At 39.5% G+C, this 15,855-nt stretch carries 14 protein-coding genes and 3 pseudogenes; 7 read left to right on the plus strand and 10 right to left on the minus strand.

Annotated elements, in window-relative coordinates:
* Nucleotides 1–86: 86 nt before the first annotated feature.
* The 6 genes and pseudogenes from F975_RS00525 to F975_RS00545 form a co-directional block, all read right to left on the minus strand.
* Nucleotides 87–1,352 carry a type II toxin-antitoxin system HipA family toxin gene (locus F975_RS00525; RefSeq protein WP_004749338.1) on the minus strand — a complete coding sequence of 422 codons (1,266 nt, stop codon included), beginning with the start codon at nt 1,350–1,352 and terminating at the stop codon, nt 87–89.
* Nucleotides 1,352–1,657: a helix-turn-helix domain-containing protein gene (locus tag F975_RS00530; RefSeq protein WP_004749339.1), complete on the minus strand. Its 306-nt coding sequence runs from the start codon at nt 1,655–1,657 to the stop codon at nt 1,352–1,354. Before F975_RS00530 ends, F975_RS00525 begins: the two co-directional genes overlap by 1 nt.
* A 445-nt stretch (nt 1,658–2,102) precedes the next feature.
* Nucleotides 2,103–2,441 (minus strand): hypothetical protein, encoded by a 339-nt coding sequence (locus F975_RS00535; RefSeq protein WP_004749340.1) that lies wholly within the window; start codon nt 2,439–2,441, stop codon nt 2,103–2,105.
* 16 nt (nt 2,442–2,457) lie between these two features.
* Nucleotides 2,458–2,616, minus strand: a complete 159-nt coding sequence (locus F975_RS15645; RefSeq protein WP_155757275.1) for a hypothetical protein — start codon at nt 2,614–2,616, stop codon at nt 2,458–2,460.
* Between the two features lie 225 nt (nt 2,617–2,841).
* Nucleotides 2,842–3,424, minus strand: a pseudogene (locus F975_RS00540) (IS6 family transposase); the annotation flags it as partial.
* A 106-nt stretch (nt 3,425–3,530) separates the two neighbouring features.
* Nucleotides 3,531–4,700 carry a replication initiation protein gene (locus F975_RS00545; RefSeq protein ID WP_004749342.1) on the minus strand — a complete coding sequence of 390 codons (1,170 nt, stop codon included), beginning with the start codon at nt 4,698–4,700 and terminating at the stop codon, nt 3,531–3,533.
* An 894-nt stretch (nt 4,701–5,594) separates the two neighbouring features.
* Here F975_RS00545 and F975_RS00550 point away from each other — a divergent pair.
* The 5 genes and pseudogenes from F975_RS00550 (at nt 5,595) to F975_RS15650 (ending at nt 8,845) form a co-directional block, all read left to right on the plus strand.
* Nucleotides 5,595–6,380 (plus strand): ParA family protein, encoded by a 786-nt coding sequence (locus F975_RS00550; RefSeq protein WP_004749343.1) that lies wholly within the window; start codon nt 5,595–5,597, stop codon nt 6,378–6,380.
* Nucleotides 6,381–6,398: 18 nt separating this feature from the next.
* A complete protein-coding gene (locus F975_RS00555) occupies nt 6,399–7,298 on the plus strand; it encodes a ParB/RepB/Spo0J family partition protein (RefSeq protein WP_004749344.1) in 900 nt (299 codons plus the stop codon).
* 448 nt (nt 7,299–7,746) lie between these two features.
* Nucleotides 7,747–8,192, plus strand: a pseudogene (locus tag F975_RS15950) (integrase core domain-containing protein); the annotation flags it as partial.
* 57 nt (nt 8,193–8,249) lie between these two features.
* Nucleotides 8,250–8,375 carry a YhfG family protein gene (locus F975_RS15370; RefSeq protein WP_004749345.1) on the plus strand — a complete coding sequence of 42 codons (126 nt, stop codon included), beginning with the start codon at nt 8,250–8,252 and terminating at the stop codon, nt 8,373–8,375.
* A gap of 55 nt (nt 8,376–8,430) precedes the next feature.
* Nucleotides 8,431–8,845: pseudogene (locus tag F975_RS15650) on the plus strand (hypothetical protein).
* A gap of 86 nt (nt 8,846–8,931) precedes the next feature.
* On the opposite strand, the gene F975_RS00570 reads toward F975_RS15650, so the two are convergent.
* Nucleotides 8,932–9,837, minus strand: a complete 906-nt coding sequence (locus F975_RS00570) for a LysR family transcriptional regulator (protein WP_004749346.1) — start codon at nt 9,835–9,837, stop codon at nt 8,932–8,934.
* 126 nt (nt 9,838–9,963) lie between these two features.
* Between F975_RS00570 and F975_RS00575 the strand changes: the two genes are divergently transcribed.
* Entirely contained in the window at nt 9,964–10,701 is a 738-nt protein-coding gene (locus F975_RS00575; protein ID WP_004749347.1) for an SDR family oxidoreductase, read from the plus strand.
* Nucleotides 10,702–11,697: 996 nt separating this feature from the next.
* Here F975_RS00575 and F975_RS00580 read toward each other — a convergent pair.
* Nucleotides 11,698–11,916 carry a helix-turn-helix domain-containing protein gene (locus F975_RS00580; RefSeq protein ID WP_004749349.1) on the minus strand — a complete coding sequence of 73 codons (219 nt, stop codon included), beginning with the start codon at nt 11,914–11,916 and terminating at the stop codon, nt 11,698–11,700.
* Nucleotides 11,917–12,111: 195 nt separating this feature from the next.
* Between F975_RS00580 and F975_RS00585 the strand changes: the two genes are divergently transcribed.
* The gene (locus F975_RS00585; protein ID WP_004749352.1) at nt 12,112–12,366 is read left to right on the plus strand and encodes a hypothetical protein; all 255 of its coding nucleotides are present in this window, start codon (nt 12,112–12,114) and stop codon (nt 12,364–12,366) included.
* 40 nt (nt 12,367–12,406) lie between these two features.
* Here F975_RS00585 and F975_RS00590 read toward each other — a convergent pair whose 3' ends face one another.
* Together F975_RS00590 and F975_RS00595 are read right to left on the minus strand one after the other, a co-directional pair.
* A complete protein-coding gene (locus F975_RS00590) occupies nt 12,407–15,214 on the minus strand; it encodes a relaxase/mobilization nuclease domain-containing protein (RefSeq protein ID WP_004749353.1) in 2,808 nt (935 codons plus the stop codon).
* Complete coding sequence (locus F975_RS00595; RefSeq protein ID WP_004749354.1) at nt 15,211–15,522, minus strand: plasmid mobilization protein; 312 nt, start codon at nt 15,520–15,522, stop codon at nt 15,211–15,213. The genes F975_RS00590 and F975_RS00595 overlap by 4 nt, the downstream gene beginning before the upstream one ends.
* Nucleotides 15,523–15,855: the final 333 nt, after the last annotated feature.

The raw sequence follows: 15,855 nt of genomic DNA on the forward strand, positions 1-15,855 counted from the left end.
TGGAAACACAAGCTCTCAGTTACAAGAAGAGCTGCGTCGTAGTAAAGATACCAATATGACATTTAAGACTTAATTTGTATTTTCGCTTAAATTGCAGTTAGAAAATCAATGTTCTGTTGTATTCGGGATTGAATCATGTGTAGGGTAGATTCTCGAATTTGATTCGGGTACAGGCGTTCTGCAATCTGACTAAACTGCCATGCAATTTCAGACATCTCCAAGATGATTTCGTCGATTTCTTGTACGGTTAGATTGGCTTCAGAAGTACCGAGTTTATGTATATCATTTTGGGAAATATTGAGTGCTTCTCCCATAATGTCCATTTGATGATAACCACCAGAACCTTCACAGAAGGTTACATCATAGGCTGGAGCCAGTTTCCATTGACCATTTTTTGCCATGAGAAAGGAAAAGTTCTTGGTATGGTCATCCCTATTATTGAATAGCACATTAAACACAGCGCGTTTGAAAGCATAAGTTCTTTCCCGCACATCTTGAGTACACATCAATGTCGCACGGAGGAAATTGCGATAGTCTAGGCTACCTGGAACTTTATAATCTGCTCCAGTATATGCGGCCAAACTTTGCATTGGAATTCGCATGCCATTTTGACGGTCGAATCGTTTAGATGCGAAAGCCGTTAAACCATTGGGCAAATTAAAAAAATGGGTATCTGGTGTCTCAATTTCACAAAGACGCAAACATGCTGCATAGACTGCTTCAATCGCACATACCTCTGGATGCTCTTGCTGGGCAGGAAATTTAATCAGCCAGGCTTCGTGTTGATCAGAAGCTTGAGTTGAAAACTCCAAACTGACAGGATCTCGGTAAACCAGTGCTTTGGGTCTTGCACCCTGTGGAGAGCCACCCATGACCAACAAATGCTGTAAAAATTCTCCACCTTCCCCTTTTAGCACTTCTTGAACTTCCTGTGCCAATTGCAACAGGGGAATATTCTCTAAAGCTTGCATATCTGCTACACAAGGTTCAAAGGATAAGGCCCCCATTGCATGTGTACTAATATAAGTCAGACGTTCCAAAGGACCGATTCGAGCTGGATTCATTCCAATTTTTCTAAAATATCGATCCATCAGCAACATGCCCCAACCATCTGGTAAAGCATCATAGACTGAACCAGGTAGCCCCATGTGATGCGCAGGAAAGCCTTGTCTGAGTGGAAGACCGTTTAACGGTAATAGGTAAGAAGATAGCTCAATACCGCTACGTATCGCTTCTGAACTGTACTCAAAAGAAATGATCGGTCTACCTGTCGTAGCTGTTGAGCTAATTAAAGTTCCCCACAGCCAAGATTCACCCCAACCGTTGTAATAAACATTAAGTCTATTGAGCATTACCCTTTCCTCTTAATACGGTGGCGTTTACTTTGGCTTTCATAGCGTAAAATATCATTGACACTGTTAAGCTGTGGTTGGAACAATTCCTGAAGTTCGTGTAATCGACCTAAAACCATTGCAATACGGACTAAGTTTTCAACAGATACATTTCGACCCGCTTCTAGATTAGAAACGGTATTCACACCAACACCTGAACGTGCTGCAACCTCAGCTTGAGACATCTCAAGAAAGAGTCGCTGCTTACGCAAACGCTCACCTATAAGTATCACGACTTCTTCTGGTTTTATGAAGTTTAAATCCATTATATTAAGTCTTAATCTTTAATTATTAAATTAAACCATAAAATAATGGAATTATCCTAAAATTTTTTCTGATTAATTGAGGCTTTATTACACAGAAAACCTAAAGGTAGATCTTCCATAACAATATTCTCACGTTCCAGTTATTTGATACGTTGCTAATCAGATAACTATTGCACTTTGATGGGATCTTATTGATCTAAATATCGAGATATCAGGCTCGAAGTATTTCGGATATACAACCATTTTTAGGAGAAAGTACGGTCTTTGCTGCCCAAGTAGAGGAATTTTCTAGGATTCAAGAAGTAAGCGCACAGCTCTTTCTTTGATTTCAGAATTATATTTTGATTTTTTCATCGGAACATTCTCTCAGCATAAGTGACTCCGACAAACTCAGTACGGTTCGCTTTTAAAATTTTTACTATTTCGCAGCGAAACGTAGAAAAAATTAATCTAATGTTTTCAAAAATTCTTTAATTAGTTCTAACTTGGCTTCATCTAGTTGGTTCATCGTCATTCTAATAGTCATGACTTTTTTACCTTTCAAACTTTCTGATAGCTTAAGAGATCCTACTTTTTTACCCTGCTGGTTTAAAACACTATATTGCGCAGAATTTTGCAGTTGTGACTCCTCTAACATAGAAGGTTCAGGGAACACTTCAGGTGTCATAAATGCTGATACTTCTGAAACAATTGGCTGATTCTGTAGGAAAACTGCCTGCGCATTTTGCTCAAATTGTTTAATAAATGCTGTATTTCTTTTTTGAGTATTGGGAATACTCAACATCTACATAATGTTGCCATTATTGCTGCAACAACTCGAGTGCCTGATGTAATCCTACATATTCAATAGATTTATTCAATTCTGTTTTCAACAAACTCTCTCCTGAACCACTCAACAAATTTGGTTCACGTTGCAATGCTTCACGAATAAAATCAGGCAAATCAAATAAACTGACCAAACGATAATATTTATTTCTGGAAACATTAAATTTTTCCGTAATGAAATCTGAGTTTTCAATTGGATAGTCAAATAATTGACAATTTTTTGCAAGGCATTGGCAATTTCAAAATCAAATAAATCGGCACGATTAATATTATCAACCAGAGCTGTGATCGTTGCTTTTGGCACCGTTGCAAATAGAGATTTGAGTTTTATGATTTCCCTGTACGAAGGTACTTAGAGTACCGAAAACTCTATTCGCCAGATTCACTTCACCCTGAGGCTGACCATCATAAAATGATGAAGCGTGTCCTTTGCCTAGTGCACGTATGACTTCAATACCTTTAATTGTGGCATAAGCCGTCTTCATGGATTGAAGCCTAACGTGGCCCTGATGATTCGCTTTAACTTGCCATGATCACATTCGATCACGTTGTTTTGTATTTAATCTGCCTGTGCTTAAGGTTTGGTGGGCATTTCCCTTCCCGTTTTAACCGTGACAAAGCACTTCCGTATGTAGGTGCTTTGTCCGTATTGATCACTTGTGGAATCTGCCACTTCTTTACATTCTTTAAAATTTTTCCAAGAAAACAATAGGCTGATTTGGTATTGCGTCTAGAAGAAAGATAAAAATCAATTGTATAGCCACGTTGGTCGCCTGCACGATACAGATAAGACCATCGTCCATTCACTTTTACATAAGTTTCATCAATATACCATGAGCTCAGCTCCTAAAGTTCACGATAGCTCATGCCATATTTATAATACCAGCGCACGACCCAAAGAATGATTTCGCCCTGAAAATGCCGACCATGAAAGGGTTTCATATGCTGAACTTTTCGTTAAAAGATAATTTAGGTTATCATCTATGGCTATTTGCAGCAGTACCAATATTCTTTACTTCATAAGTAGTGTAGTAAGTTGCTACACATTTTAAATAATTTCTTTACCAAAAACCTCATTCAAACGAGCACGATTTTCCTGAACGAAATTAGGATCATTTTTGAGCTTATATTTCATCTCTTTTTTGAAATCACTCATGGATGCACCAGCCACAGCAAAATCCATTTGAAACATAATATCGTTCACAATGACGTTCGCTTGAGAATCGGTTAAGCAGCCTTCCGTCTTAAACCACTTGCGGAACTGTTTATAATTCGGATCATTGGCATAAATATACCAAGATCGGACTGTCAGATCGAATTTTGCGCCCAGTTCTTTAACAATGGCATTATCATCAAAATTGACATCCAGATAAATCTTGGTCTTTTCATTAGTTTGTGGAATACTGGTTTCAGTATGTCCATTCACAATTTTAAACCGCACACCGACAACAGGACGGCCTTTCTTGATGGTGTCATATTCTAGCTTCAGACTGGTTCGTTGATTAATTTCTTCAACAATTTTATCGAGCACATAACGTCTGAAATCGACCCAACGATCATATTTTTTCTCGCCAATGTCAGTTAATGCCTTGATATTTTCCAATGATAGTTCAACTTCATAACAATCTTGACTGGCATACTTGAACTCATTTTTAATAAAGTAGGAATACAAACTCATACTGGTCACTGAGTCTAAAGCAAATAAATCCTTTAATTGGTAAGTGGTAAAGTTTCCGTTTGCCAGACGGGTAAAATAAGGCAGAACTTCGCTGGTAAAGCGAATCTGCAAGGCATTTTTTGCATCATCTTCCCAACGCAGCTCTCGAATAATCGGTACTACAGAATGAACTTTTTTTACTTTTCTTTTGCTGTCATCTAAAGGCTCTTCAATGACAAAATGGGCCACCCGAGAGGAAAGTTCTTTATAGATCCGATCAATCGCAACATTAATGGAATTCTTTTTATCTAAACCCAGTAATTCGCCTAAATCATCTTTATGCAAATAAATATAGGTTTGCTCGGTAATCTCACGATCTTGATTATTTTTCTCACCGTAATTCGCCACTGCCATCGCATAAAGTAGCGCTTTGTACTCATTGGATGACAGTTCAATCGGTCGAATCAGGCGGTTGCTGGTGCTGACCACGCCATTATGCCGAATATTCCCAATACAATACGGTAAATATTCTATTTCCTCTTTTTCATTCAGATTATTCATAAGTAGAAAATAAAAGTGCTTTTTTACATGTTATACACAAAAGTGGAATCTCATGCAAATTATCCACCATTTTAACTCAGACAAAACCTATTTCTGGCTATGAAGCAATCAAACACAAAGCTAATGGTGGAAACCTTGTCACTCTGTTTTGTTATTTAAAACACTTTTTAAAAATAAAGTGGAAAGAATATTAAAAATACACTTTTTAAGTGACAAAGCTTCCACTTTTAATATTTCCAGACATTTTCAAGTCATATAAAAAGAGAAAAAATACACTAAGCAACCCAATAAAGTGGAAAAATAAATAAAAAATACACCTTAAGAGTGACAAAGCTTCCACTTTTAGCCGGCTTAGAAGTAAAAGTACAGTATTCTTGATGAAATTAGCAACAAGCAGCTTATCCACAGGATAAAAATATCAAAATGACAAGCCTTCCACCTTTAAAGTCAAATAATTTAACTTATCAACAGGATAGTAAATTGAATTTAAATGTTTTTTTAATTTAATTTAAGTTTTTTTTAAAACCAGTGACAAGTCTTCCACCATGGTGACAAGTCTTCCACTTTTCAGTGACAAACCTTCCACCTTTTAGTGACAAACCTTCCACCTTTTAGTGACAAACCTTCCACTTTTCAGTGACAAACCTTCCACTTTTTAGTGACAAACCTTCCACTTTTAAATCTATAAATATTTGATTTTTTTGAAAAAAAAATGTTCTAATTATAATTAGCTAATTAGTATTAATTAATACTAATTATAATTAGCTAGCTATATCTTATAAAAAATAATTTGTTTATATCTTAACTTCAAATTATAACTTCAAGCTAAGGTAAGAAAGTGTAGCAACTTGCTACAAAGTTCTTTATATTACAATAACTCAAGTGAGGTCTATTATGACAATTAAGTCAACTAAAATCATTGCTGTGGCAAATCATAAAGGTGGTTGTGGAAAGACAACCACTGTCGTTCATCTAGCATCAGAGCTAGCTGACTTGGGTAAAAAAGTATTGGTTATTGATTTAGATCCTCAAGCCAATGCAAGCTTACATATTGGGTCGAGACATCCTAGTGAAGTGGAAACTACATCTGCTGAATTACTGGTGGGTGATTTAAGTTTATTATCTGAAGCTTTAGAAGAAGAAACAAATTTCAAAAATGTTTCTTTAATTTATGGATCACTCACTTTAGGTAAAACTGAAGATCAACTCAAAGATGATGCACCAAGACCATCTGAAGAGTTGTCTAATAAATTGGAGTTATTAAAAGGATTATATGACTTCATCCTGATTGATTGTCCTCCAAGCCTAAAACTTCTAACTAGTAATGCATTGGCTGCATCTACACATGTTATGGTACCGATTGAATCAGGTTCGCAATATGGCTTATATGGTGTAACTGACTTGATTAACCATTTAAGTAAAATAAGACGAGTGAATCCTGAGTTAAAGCTTTTAGGGGCTTTGTTAATTAAACATGATGAACGTCAAAATGTTTGTAAATTAATTAGAGATGAGGCTTTAAGTCAAGTTGGAGAATTGTTAGAAACGACTATTCCAATGAGTACTAAAGTGAATCAGGCAGCAATTTTACAACAGCCCTTATTTAATGTAGATAAAAACTCTAAAGTTCGTAAAGCTTTTCAGGATTTAGCGAAAGAAATCATCAATCGTGTTGAATAAAAGTCTTCTGAGAATATTATGGTAAGTACAAAAGAATTGTTGGCACAACGTCTTCAGCAAAATACTCAAAAGCATCAACAAGCTCAACAAGAGCATGTAAACGATGTTAAAGAACTACGTCGTAATGTACAAATTACAGATATTCAACCTAGCCCAAATCAGCCAAGAAAAGTATTTAATCAACAAGATATAGAAGATTTGGCAGCATCAATTGAAGAAATTGGCTTACTACAACCAATTGCAGTCCGACGGGTACAGGACAAATATGAATTAATCGCTGGCGAACGACGCTTGAAAGCGCATCAAATTCTCAATAAAAATACAATTGAAGTGATTGTCATTGATGCATCTGATGAAGACGTTGCACTATTAACTTTAGCGGAAAACTTAAAACGGGAAGACTTAGCTGATTATGAAATTTATGTGGGCTTGAGTTCTCTAGATGAAAAATTAAAAAAGAACAAGCAAAAACTGGCAAAGTCCTTAGGCATGAACCGTGAGGACATGTATAAATATTTATCTTTCGAGAAACTTCCTAAAGAACTGCTTGATGATTTGGAAAAACAACCAGGATTGTTGGCACGTACTGCTGCAACTTCAGTAAAAAAGTTTTTATCCGATTATGAAGATAATTATAATAATGCTATAGATGCATTGTTAGAAGCATGGGCGAAATTGCTGAAAAAAGAAGTCGAACAAACAAAGCTGGCATTACTAGCTGAAAAAATTATGAAGTCGAAAGAAACTAAGGAGCCCATCAAAACTTCAATTGTTCATAAAATAGAATATGATGGAAAAGTTGCTGGTAATATTAAATTTGATCACAATACCTTAAAAATTTCATTAAAAATTAGCCAATTTGATGATAAAAATTTACAAGAGCTGGAAAGCCTACTAAAAAAAATGCTGATGAACTAGCTCAAACTTGATCAGTAAGCATTCGGCGAATACACCCTTGCGCAACTATCCTATAAGCCTTAATTAGGTTCCCACTTAAAAACAAGTGGGAACTTAGTCCATGAGCATGTATATATATTCTGCAGTACCTCCTGTTGCTAAAAAATGCACACGTACAGCAAAGAGTTCAAACTTAGCATTATGAATGCCTACAAATATCTTAATACTTTGAATTAGTCTCACTGAAGTATGGTCTTAATGCCAACTTCGTCAGTCATTTGATCAGAATCTTCAGTCATCATGATGGTGCCGTAAAGGATCCTGCTTACATTAAGTTGGCATTTATTGCTTTGCTTTATTAATGCAGATGTGACCAGTAAACTTAATGCACATCATTGTGGACTGCCATCACTCTCCTAGACATGAGACAGCCTCATTTTGAAGCCTAGGATACTGGGAGCAGTCCATCTTTAGCCTGGATTGCTGGGTATCGGGAAATCATGAGTTATGTTGCAACCACTAGTGGCATCAGTAGTGACATGGTGTGTGATGTACTTGTACAGAGCATGGAAAAACGCTTTGGTGCAGTCAGTTATTTGCCTCAGCTGATTGAATGGCTGACAGATAATGGCAGTTGTTATATTGCGAAATCGACACGGCAATTTGCAATTTGCGCATGCACTTGGTTTTCGGATCTGTACCACACCGATTAGAAGTCCACAGCGCAACGGGATGGCGGAAGCATTTGTGAAGACATTTAAACGGGATTACGTCTATTTGAATAATGTGCCTGATGCTGCAACCGTGCTTAACGCTTTGCCGCTATGGATAGAAGATTACAATTGCAATCATCCGCATAGTGGATTAAAAATGAAATCCCATCGGGAATTTCTATCGCTAAAATTAGCGAGTTAACTGTCCGTTTTTACGGGGGCTAATACAATATCGTTTCTTTTCACAAGGGGTAGCTTAATGTTAGTAACCACTGAACAGAAAAAAAGATACATTCAAGCTACGCGTCTTAAAAACTATCAAGCTAGCCTTAAATTAGAAGGTCTAAAAAGCACAACAACTTCTGAAGATCTAACCAAAAACTAGATTTTGCAGAAGTATCAGGCTGTGACTCAAACTGTAGACTCTTGATACTTGCGTTATGGATAAATATGGTGAAGTAGGGGATAGCTTATAATTACTATCCTGAAACCAATATCTTACGTAATCAATTACAGATTCAGGATGAAGCGATTCTGCAACAGGCTGAGTTAAAACTTACTCAACATGCCAGTATGCAGATTGAATATGAAGAACCACCCTATGATCTGAATTACCTTAAAAAAATTCATGCAGTCTTGTTCTCTGATCTGTATGTTTGAGCAGAGGAGCTCAGACAAGTGGATATTGCGAAAGGGGATACACGTTTTTGTACCTTTAGCCGCATTGAAATTGAAACCAATAAACTACTTACGAAACTTCAATAGCAATGGATACAAGCCAATATTGAAGGTTACTATGGGCAATTACAGGGTTTAATCAACATCTTTAAAACCTGTATTGTGACTCCTGAATGAAATATAAAGATATGCGTTTCCATATCATGTTTACGATCAGTCATTCGCATAGATGAATAATGGACTTAGATTTTTATCCCATTTTTTTAATCTTCGCGAAAGAAGGTTTTATAAACTTGGCTTAACCACTCTGCAAATACACGCACACGTGGCGATAATTGCCGATGCTGTGGATACAGTACTGAAACAGACATATCTAGGCTTTTCCAAGCTGGTAAAACCTCAACCAGCTGACCAGCCTGCAGTTGTTGCTGTACATGGTAGCGAGGAGCCTGGATCAGTCCCATATGGCGTAATGCACATAGAATATAATTCTCTGCATCATTGACCGATACCCAGCTGTTTAAGGTATATTCTTGTTTTTTCCCGCCAAGAATGAGTTCAATTGCAGAATGTTGCCCTCCTGTCACTGAGAAAAAACCAACAGCATAATGAGCTGTCAACTCTGAAGGGTGCTGTGGGACACCATATTGGGCTAAGTAGTCTGGGCTGGCACAAATCACTTGGGGCATATTTGCCAGATGTCGTGCAATCAATGATGAATCTTGTAAATTCCCTGCACGAATTACACAATCAATTCCCTCACGAACTAAGTCTACCAAGCGGTCTCCACTGCTTATAATCAACTCTATCTCAGGGTAACGTTGATGAAATTCATCAATATGCGGAAGAACAATTTGGGTGGCTTGTGCATTGGATAAATCAATACGCAACATTCCACGAGGCTGTTGGATCACATTTTTTAAAGAAGACTCGGCATCTTCTAGATCCGATAGAATCTGTATACAACGCTGATAGAAAGCTTGCCCATCAGCAGATGGTCGGACATGGCGTGTGGTTCTTTCCAGTAAACGGCTGTTTAAATCAGCTTCAAGTTGTTTAATGGCATTACTGGCAGTTGCCCGTGGAATGTTCAGTTGATCTGCAGCCTGAGTAAAATTGCCCAATTCAACAATTCGGGTAAACAATTTTAAAGTATCAAATTTATCCATAATAAAGTAATCGATGCCATTTTAATTGTTAATCAATGTCGAATAATCTTATCCAAATACGCATCTTTATTCCAAAAATACATATATTAAAATCCAATCATCGTGTTTTAGAGATGAGAAATTAAAATGATTTATCCTATAAAAACTGCACTGGTCACAGGTGCATCTCGTGGTATTGGTCAGGCCGTAGCAATGCGTCTAGCTCAAGATGGCTTTTATGTGATTGTGAACTATGCTCATGATCTGCAAGCTGCCGATGACACGGTTGAGCTCATTCTGGCGCAAGGTGGGAAAGCCACTGCAATACAGGCAGATGTTGCCAATGAAGTCGAAGTTCAGCAATTATTTGAACAGGCAAAAGCCATTCATGGTCGTTTAGATCTAGTGGTGCATAGTGCTGGAATCATGCCAATGGCAAAGATTATTCCTTCCAGTTTGTCTGCATTTGATCAGGTGATTCATACCAATCTACGTGGCGCTTTTCTGGTATTAGCCTATGCAGCGGAATCAGTTGAGAATGGCGGGCGTATTATTGCATTGTCGAGTAGTGTGATTGCAAAATCTTTTCCTGCCTATGGTGCATATATCGCATCAAAAGCTGGTGTTGAAGGGCTAGTACGCGTTTTGGCAAATGAATTACGAGGTCGGAATATTACCGTGAATGCCGTTGCTCCAGGTCCCACGAGTACAGCATTATTTTATCAAGGCAAAACCCAAGCTCAGATCGAATCCATCACCCAGCTTTCACCGCTCGAACGTCTAGGCCAGCCTGAAGATATTGCGAATGTGATTGCTACTCTTGCAGGAAAAGAAGGGAGTTGGATCAATGCACAAGTGGTTCGTGTTAATGGGGGTTTTGCTTAACAGTCTAGTTATAGACATTTCAATTAAAAAATGGTGGAGAAAGATGTCTTGATGAGATCTAGCTTATAAATCATTAGGGGTTTGATTTTATAAACATAAAGATAAGCTTAGATAAGAGCATAGCTATTTCTAAGGCGGCTAATATGAATCATCAATTACTAAATGCTCTCAATCTCTCCCCATCCCCCACAGCCGTCGGGCAAGCCCTTTGGGCTGATGGTGAACGTTGAGAGAGTTTCGGCAATACTCACCCTAAGAGCCGGCAAAAATTGCTTGCTCTTAAAGTATCGCCGAATACCAATTTCGGGCTGACGGAGCCACGCTTCGGTCGTATCTGCAAAGGGTAATTGTGCTTTCCCTTATAGGCTGAGATTACGATTCACACACCGCATCGACACGTTCCCAAACCAACTGAACCCGACTATCTCCGCAAGGGTCTCCCCAATATACGATTTAAGCCAAGTTTTCAGCTACTCATCACGTTGTTGCTTTGTCGATATACCCTAGTAGCAACTCTTGCTCTAAATGCATTAGAACAATCGCCATGGCGCGCTAGCGTCGCTTGATCCTTCCACCCACGCCATCATCTGCATGCCACTTTGTTAGAGAGATCTAAAAAAGTGACTGATATGTAGACAAAGCGGAGAGTAGCAAAAATAAAAAATTCGCAGCTTGATTCATGCAATTTCGACGCGTTTTCATCAAAAAAAATTAAAAATAGCTCTAGAACAGCAAATTTCTGCATTTTTTGATGAAACTTTGGGCATCGATCCTAGCTCGAAAGACAGATTGTGGGTTGGTGCTGATGATTTTTGTAATTACGGAATTTGCGTAGGGATCTAAGCTTGATCAAGCTGGGATGGGGTAAGCACATCGTTAGAGATCAATCCAGGGGGCTGTATCGATCTTTCACAGCAGTGCCATCACTCAATTGAGGCTTGTTGAAATTGCACCAGAGCGAATTTGGGTACATGAAGGGAACGATCTCATCAAAGATTAGGCATCGCTTTCTTCATCGGTATATTCAAACAGCTCATTCATGCTGCAATTAAAGAACTTACACAGTTTATCTGCAACGGGCAATTCAATTCTGACAGCACGATCATAGTACATACTGGTCAATGTATTCCGGTTGATTCCTGTGGCATTGACCACTTCACTCAACTTTAAGATTCTACGGTCGCCCATCAGGCTAGATAACTTACAATGAATCATATTGTTTTCTAAAATATAAAAATAACCTACTGTGAGTTATTTTTTATTGCAATACATCTAATACTTTGATAATTTATAACCTACAGCAGGTTATATTCACCTTATACAAGTATTATTTCCCTTTTACACAGAAATTATAACTTGTAATCCGGGTGGATAGAACCAGACAGAGCATAAATTGAAAAAGGTTTTATCATGGTGACAACACATGAATTATGGATCAGTCCACAAGCCAAGCTCCTCGGCTATAAATTAATTAGAGAACTCAATGTAAGCATAGGCTTCGGGATCGCTGCTTATCTGGACGTCAATCATTGTTATAATAATCACGAAGCCATCCTGGTCTGGCTGGATCACTTATTGGCCGTCCAGCCAGAGATCTGTCATATGGATTCCGTGAAAATAGAGTTTTTAAGTCATTTTCCTGAATCTGCCTATGTTCTAGCCTAAGTGATAATTTTTTACTTAGGCTTTTTCAAGAAAGCTTCTTCTAGAAGCCAAAGTCATGGCCATATGTCGTTTTTTGAGCTGCGGGTTCATGACGCTGCTGTGGTTCAACCTGCGGCGTTGGGTCTGCTTGAGATCGATTTGAATGAGGTTCATGCCCTGCAACTTGAACCGCTGACGGCTGAGCCGGAGTCTCCAGTTGCGCTTGTCGCTGTTCGACATGTTCTTCTCGGATCACGGGAATTTGATACTGTTGTGCAATCGCTTCAACCTGTACCTTGAATTGTTCGTTGCCCGTGATCAAGACTTCACCATATTGAGCATGGGCTAAGAACAGGGCATCACGGACATGAATTTCTAGATGGCTGACGACGTGGATATAAGCTAGATGTTTATTTTCAATAAAGGCGGTTTGATTTAGCTCTCGATCGATATAAAACTGATGATCAAACTGACAGATGATCTGGTACCGGTCTGCGGGAAAGTGCGGTAGGGGTTTCACTTCAGTATCGATACGTTGACATGCACCGAGTGAATTTGAAGATAAACCAATCTCAGAAACTTCGATGAACTGTTGCTGCAGCTGGGATTTGCGAGGCTCAAATTTTAATTCTTGCATACAGTCGCTTAAAAAATCCGGATCTCGCGGAGGTAAGGCAATTTCTTCAATCACCAGTTTCGAACTGCTCTGAGGCTGTGGCTTGTTGATGATGCTGATTTCATTTCGTTTTAATAAGTTGTATTCAAGTTTCAAAGCGATCTGCCAAACCAAATCAAGGTCTTGCGCATTAAAATATTGCCGGTTTTGCTCGATCGGTTGAGTACACAGCACACTTTTCAAACGCAGCATCAGAGTGTTGTGGTCTGGCGTCGGCAACTTGAAATTAAAAAATTCCTGTGTGTATTGCTTGAGGTTCTGGTCTAGTTGATCAGTATTCACATGGCAGCAACTCAGCAACAAATTGGCTTTGAAAATCGCGGTCTGTAGATTATGCGTTTGATTGAAGTATTGATACAGCTGGTCAAAAAACACCTCCAGATCGGGCGGTGAAATCTGGTCCAGCCACGGGAGTTCATGCTGTGGGTTAGGATCTTCAATCCGGTGATCCCAATGCTGCAGTGCAATTTTCGCCTGTTGTTGAAATGACAGCTCTCCAGAAAATTCAATCGGTATATGTGCATCTAGCAATTTCAGGCATTGCTGAATCCGTGGTACGGAATACTGACTAAACATCTGGATGCCATACTGATTCATCACCGCAATGGGCTCATATTTAAGCTGCTCATCATAGATTAGCTGGGCCTGACGGCATTTTGGATTGGGCGCATGAATAAAATTGGCGGATTGGCGCTGATCCAGCAGGAACTGCTGTGCAATGACTAAGGGATGTTCTCGCTCGAGACGTGAAACAAAGTCCGAATAGGAGGTGATCTGCGCCGAATTTATCTTCGGCGATGAAAATAACATTTGCCCCAGCTCGTCCTTCAATAACTTGTCCGTCAATTGCCGGTGACTCAGTGCATAGTGTGTCCGTCTATTCGATCGATCTCTTTGCTGTTGGGCAACATGCTGATCATCCAGCGTGGCTTCAATCTGATTTAAGGTCATATTCGGCGACTGCTTTTGCCGCTGCTGAATGTAAAGTCCACGTTCAACAGCTTGATAAGTCTCATGATCCAGTTTGATCTCAGCCGCGGCCTGCTGATGCTGGACGGTGATTTGATCTTTATACGTTTTCAGGGTGAGATAGACATTGTGCAATTCTGTGACGAGATAATCTTGCGGTTGAAATAAATGAAACGGGTGCAGCTTGCTGGAAGGAGACGCTACTCGGGACTGAACCTCCTGATCCGGGACGGCTTGGGGACGAATTCCCTCAGCTGCGGCCTGATACGCTCCCCAGTGGTGCTGTAGCTGGGGCAGGGTGGCTTGCTTCTGACAAAATAGTGAGGCTTTAAAGGTGATCTGTTCAGAGAAGGTCTTTAACTGAAATATGGCCCCGTTACGTTTTTTTTCAAACGTCAGGCCTTTTTCTGCCAGCGCCTGATGCCAGTCCGTCCAGCCGTTGACGCGACGTAGGATATTCTGCACAGAAGTCTCAACATACTGCTGATAGCTTTTTGCGAAGTGAATCTCCTGCTGTAACGCGCTCGGTTGTTGATGTCGGTAGGCCCGATCCAAAATTTGTGTGGGGAGTTTGTCTACATCCGAGATTTTCATGTATGCAGGATTGCTTTCAACAGTTTGAGTGCGGCGATTATAGATAAACATTGGATTCGGCTCTGAGCTCCAGCCCTGAGTTGCTTCAATTTCTGCAGCACTGCGATGTAGTGCATTAAGAATCCAGCCATCGCCAAGATTGACGCATTTGTGCTGCTGATGCTGATTTTTCTCAAGTGGATGAATTCTGTTGATCACGACATGATAATGCGCATTATCGGTATCCAGATGCATCGCATACTGCACTTGTAGCTCTTCTGCCTTTAAATGTCGCAGTAGAATATCGAGCTGTTCTTCGATTTGCTGCACAGTTGGAACTTCGAACTTTTTAAAGCTTGCAACAAGGTGCACGATCGGATCTTCTACCCGACCATTTAAGCTGGCCGTCTGCAGCATCTCAATTTTTTGTTGTTCAGGATCATCATCCAGAAAATTACGTGCATTCGCATAAACACATTTTTCAATCAGGGCTGTCTCATCCCAGGCAGGCTGAGATGCAAACGGTTGGCGGATATAATTACTCAAATTCTTGGCGCGGGTATTTTCGGGATTTTGAATATAGTTCAACAGCCCATTGACGCGCTGTTTCAGCGATGTTGAACGACTGTTTGCAATCAGTTTTAAGATCATGCGATGTGAACTCCACGACTTAACTTACGCACGATTAATTTAAGTGCCTCGATCAGCGCTTCAAGATCCGTCCTATGATCAGCCTGTTCAGCTGGGGAGAGACAATCGCGTTGCAAAATTTGTTTGAGCTGCAGTGCAATGATGCGCAGCTCTTGAATTTGTGCCAAATCCACATGCGCAGATTGCTTCTGGTTAAAAAGCTGATGCCGAATCAGCTCGGACTGATTCAGCTGCAGTTGCTGACACAGTTCAGCCAGCTGCTGATACTCTGCATGATCGAGCCGAACCAAAATTTGTTTATTGCGCATGCGATGCTCCTTATTTTTTTAAAGTGTTTATACCGATTGAGACCGAACGTAGCGAGCTCGAGATGAGGAAGTTCTGGGCAATGGGATATACATTGCGCCATCCTGTAGTTTTGTTTGGCATCAGTTTTAGTGTACGGAGGTGGATGAGAAAAAAGCCAGAAAATCACGAAAAAGTGAGGTTTTTAGGTTTATTTCATTCTATTTTTTATGGATCTCTGCACAACATAAACTGTAGATCGAAGTGCAGAAAGACAGCATCAAAACTAAAAAATAGCGAGTTTTAAACAAGCTCCACGCATGTTATTCATTATTTTAAGTATCACCAGATGCGTG

Source organism: Acinetobacter brisouisimilis (genome assembly GCF_000368265.1).
Classification (GTDB): Bacteria; Pseudomonadota; Gammaproteobacteria; order Pseudomonadales; family Moraxellaceae; genus Acinetobacter.

Bases quoted from the DNA above. Each gene is read 5' to 3' on its own strand.
- F975_RS00535 (WP_004749340.1), bottom strand. From the start codon at position 2,441: ATGTTGAGTATTCCCAATACTCAAAAAAGAAATACAGCATTTATTAAA.
- F975_RS00525 (WP_004749338.1), bottom strand. From the start codon at position 1,352: ATGCTCAATAGACTTAATGTTTATTACAACGGTTGGGGTGAATCTTGG.
- F975_RS15370 (WP_004749345.1), top strand. From the start codon at position 8,250: ATGTTAGTAACCACTGAACAGAAAAAAAGATACATTCAAGCTACGCGT.
- F975_RS00595 (WP_004749354.1), bottom strand. From the start codon at position 15,522: ATGCGCAATAAACAAATTTTGGTTCGGCTCGATCATGCAGAGTATCAG.
- F975_RS00590 (WP_004749353.1), bottom strand. From the start codon at position 15,214: ATGATCTTAAAACTGATTGCAAACAGTCGTTCAACATCGCTGAAACAG.
- F975_RS00585 (WP_004749352.1), top strand. From the start codon at position 12,112: ATGGTGACAACACATGAATTATGGATCAGTCCACAAGCCAAGCTCCTC.
- F975_RS00550 (WP_004749343.1), top strand. From the start codon at position 5,595: ATGACAATTAAGTCAACTAAAATCATTGCTGTGGCAAATCATAAAGGT.
- F975_RS00530 (WP_004749339.1), bottom strand. From the start codon at position 1,657: ATGGATTTAAACTTCATAAAACCAGAAGAAGTCGTGATACTTATAGGT.
- F975_RS00570 (WP_004749346.1), bottom strand. From the start codon at position 9,837: ATGGATAAATTTGATACTTTAAAATTGTTTACCCGAATTGTTGAATTG.
- F975_RS00575 (WP_004749347.1), top strand. From the start codon at position 9,964: ATGATTTATCCTATAAAAACTGCACTGGTCACAGGTGCATCTCGTGGT.
- F975_RS00580 (WP_004749349.1), bottom strand. From the start codon at position 11,916: ATGATTCATTGTAAGTTATCTAGCCTGATGGGCGACCGTAGAATCTTA.
- F975_RS00555 (WP_004749344.1), top strand. From the start codon at position 6,399: ATGGTAAGTACAAAAGAATTGTTGGCACAACGTCTTCAGCAAAATACT.
- F975_RS00545 (WP_004749342.1), bottom strand. From the start codon at position 4,700: ATGAATAATCTGAATGAAAAAGAGGAAATAGAATATTTACCGTATTGT.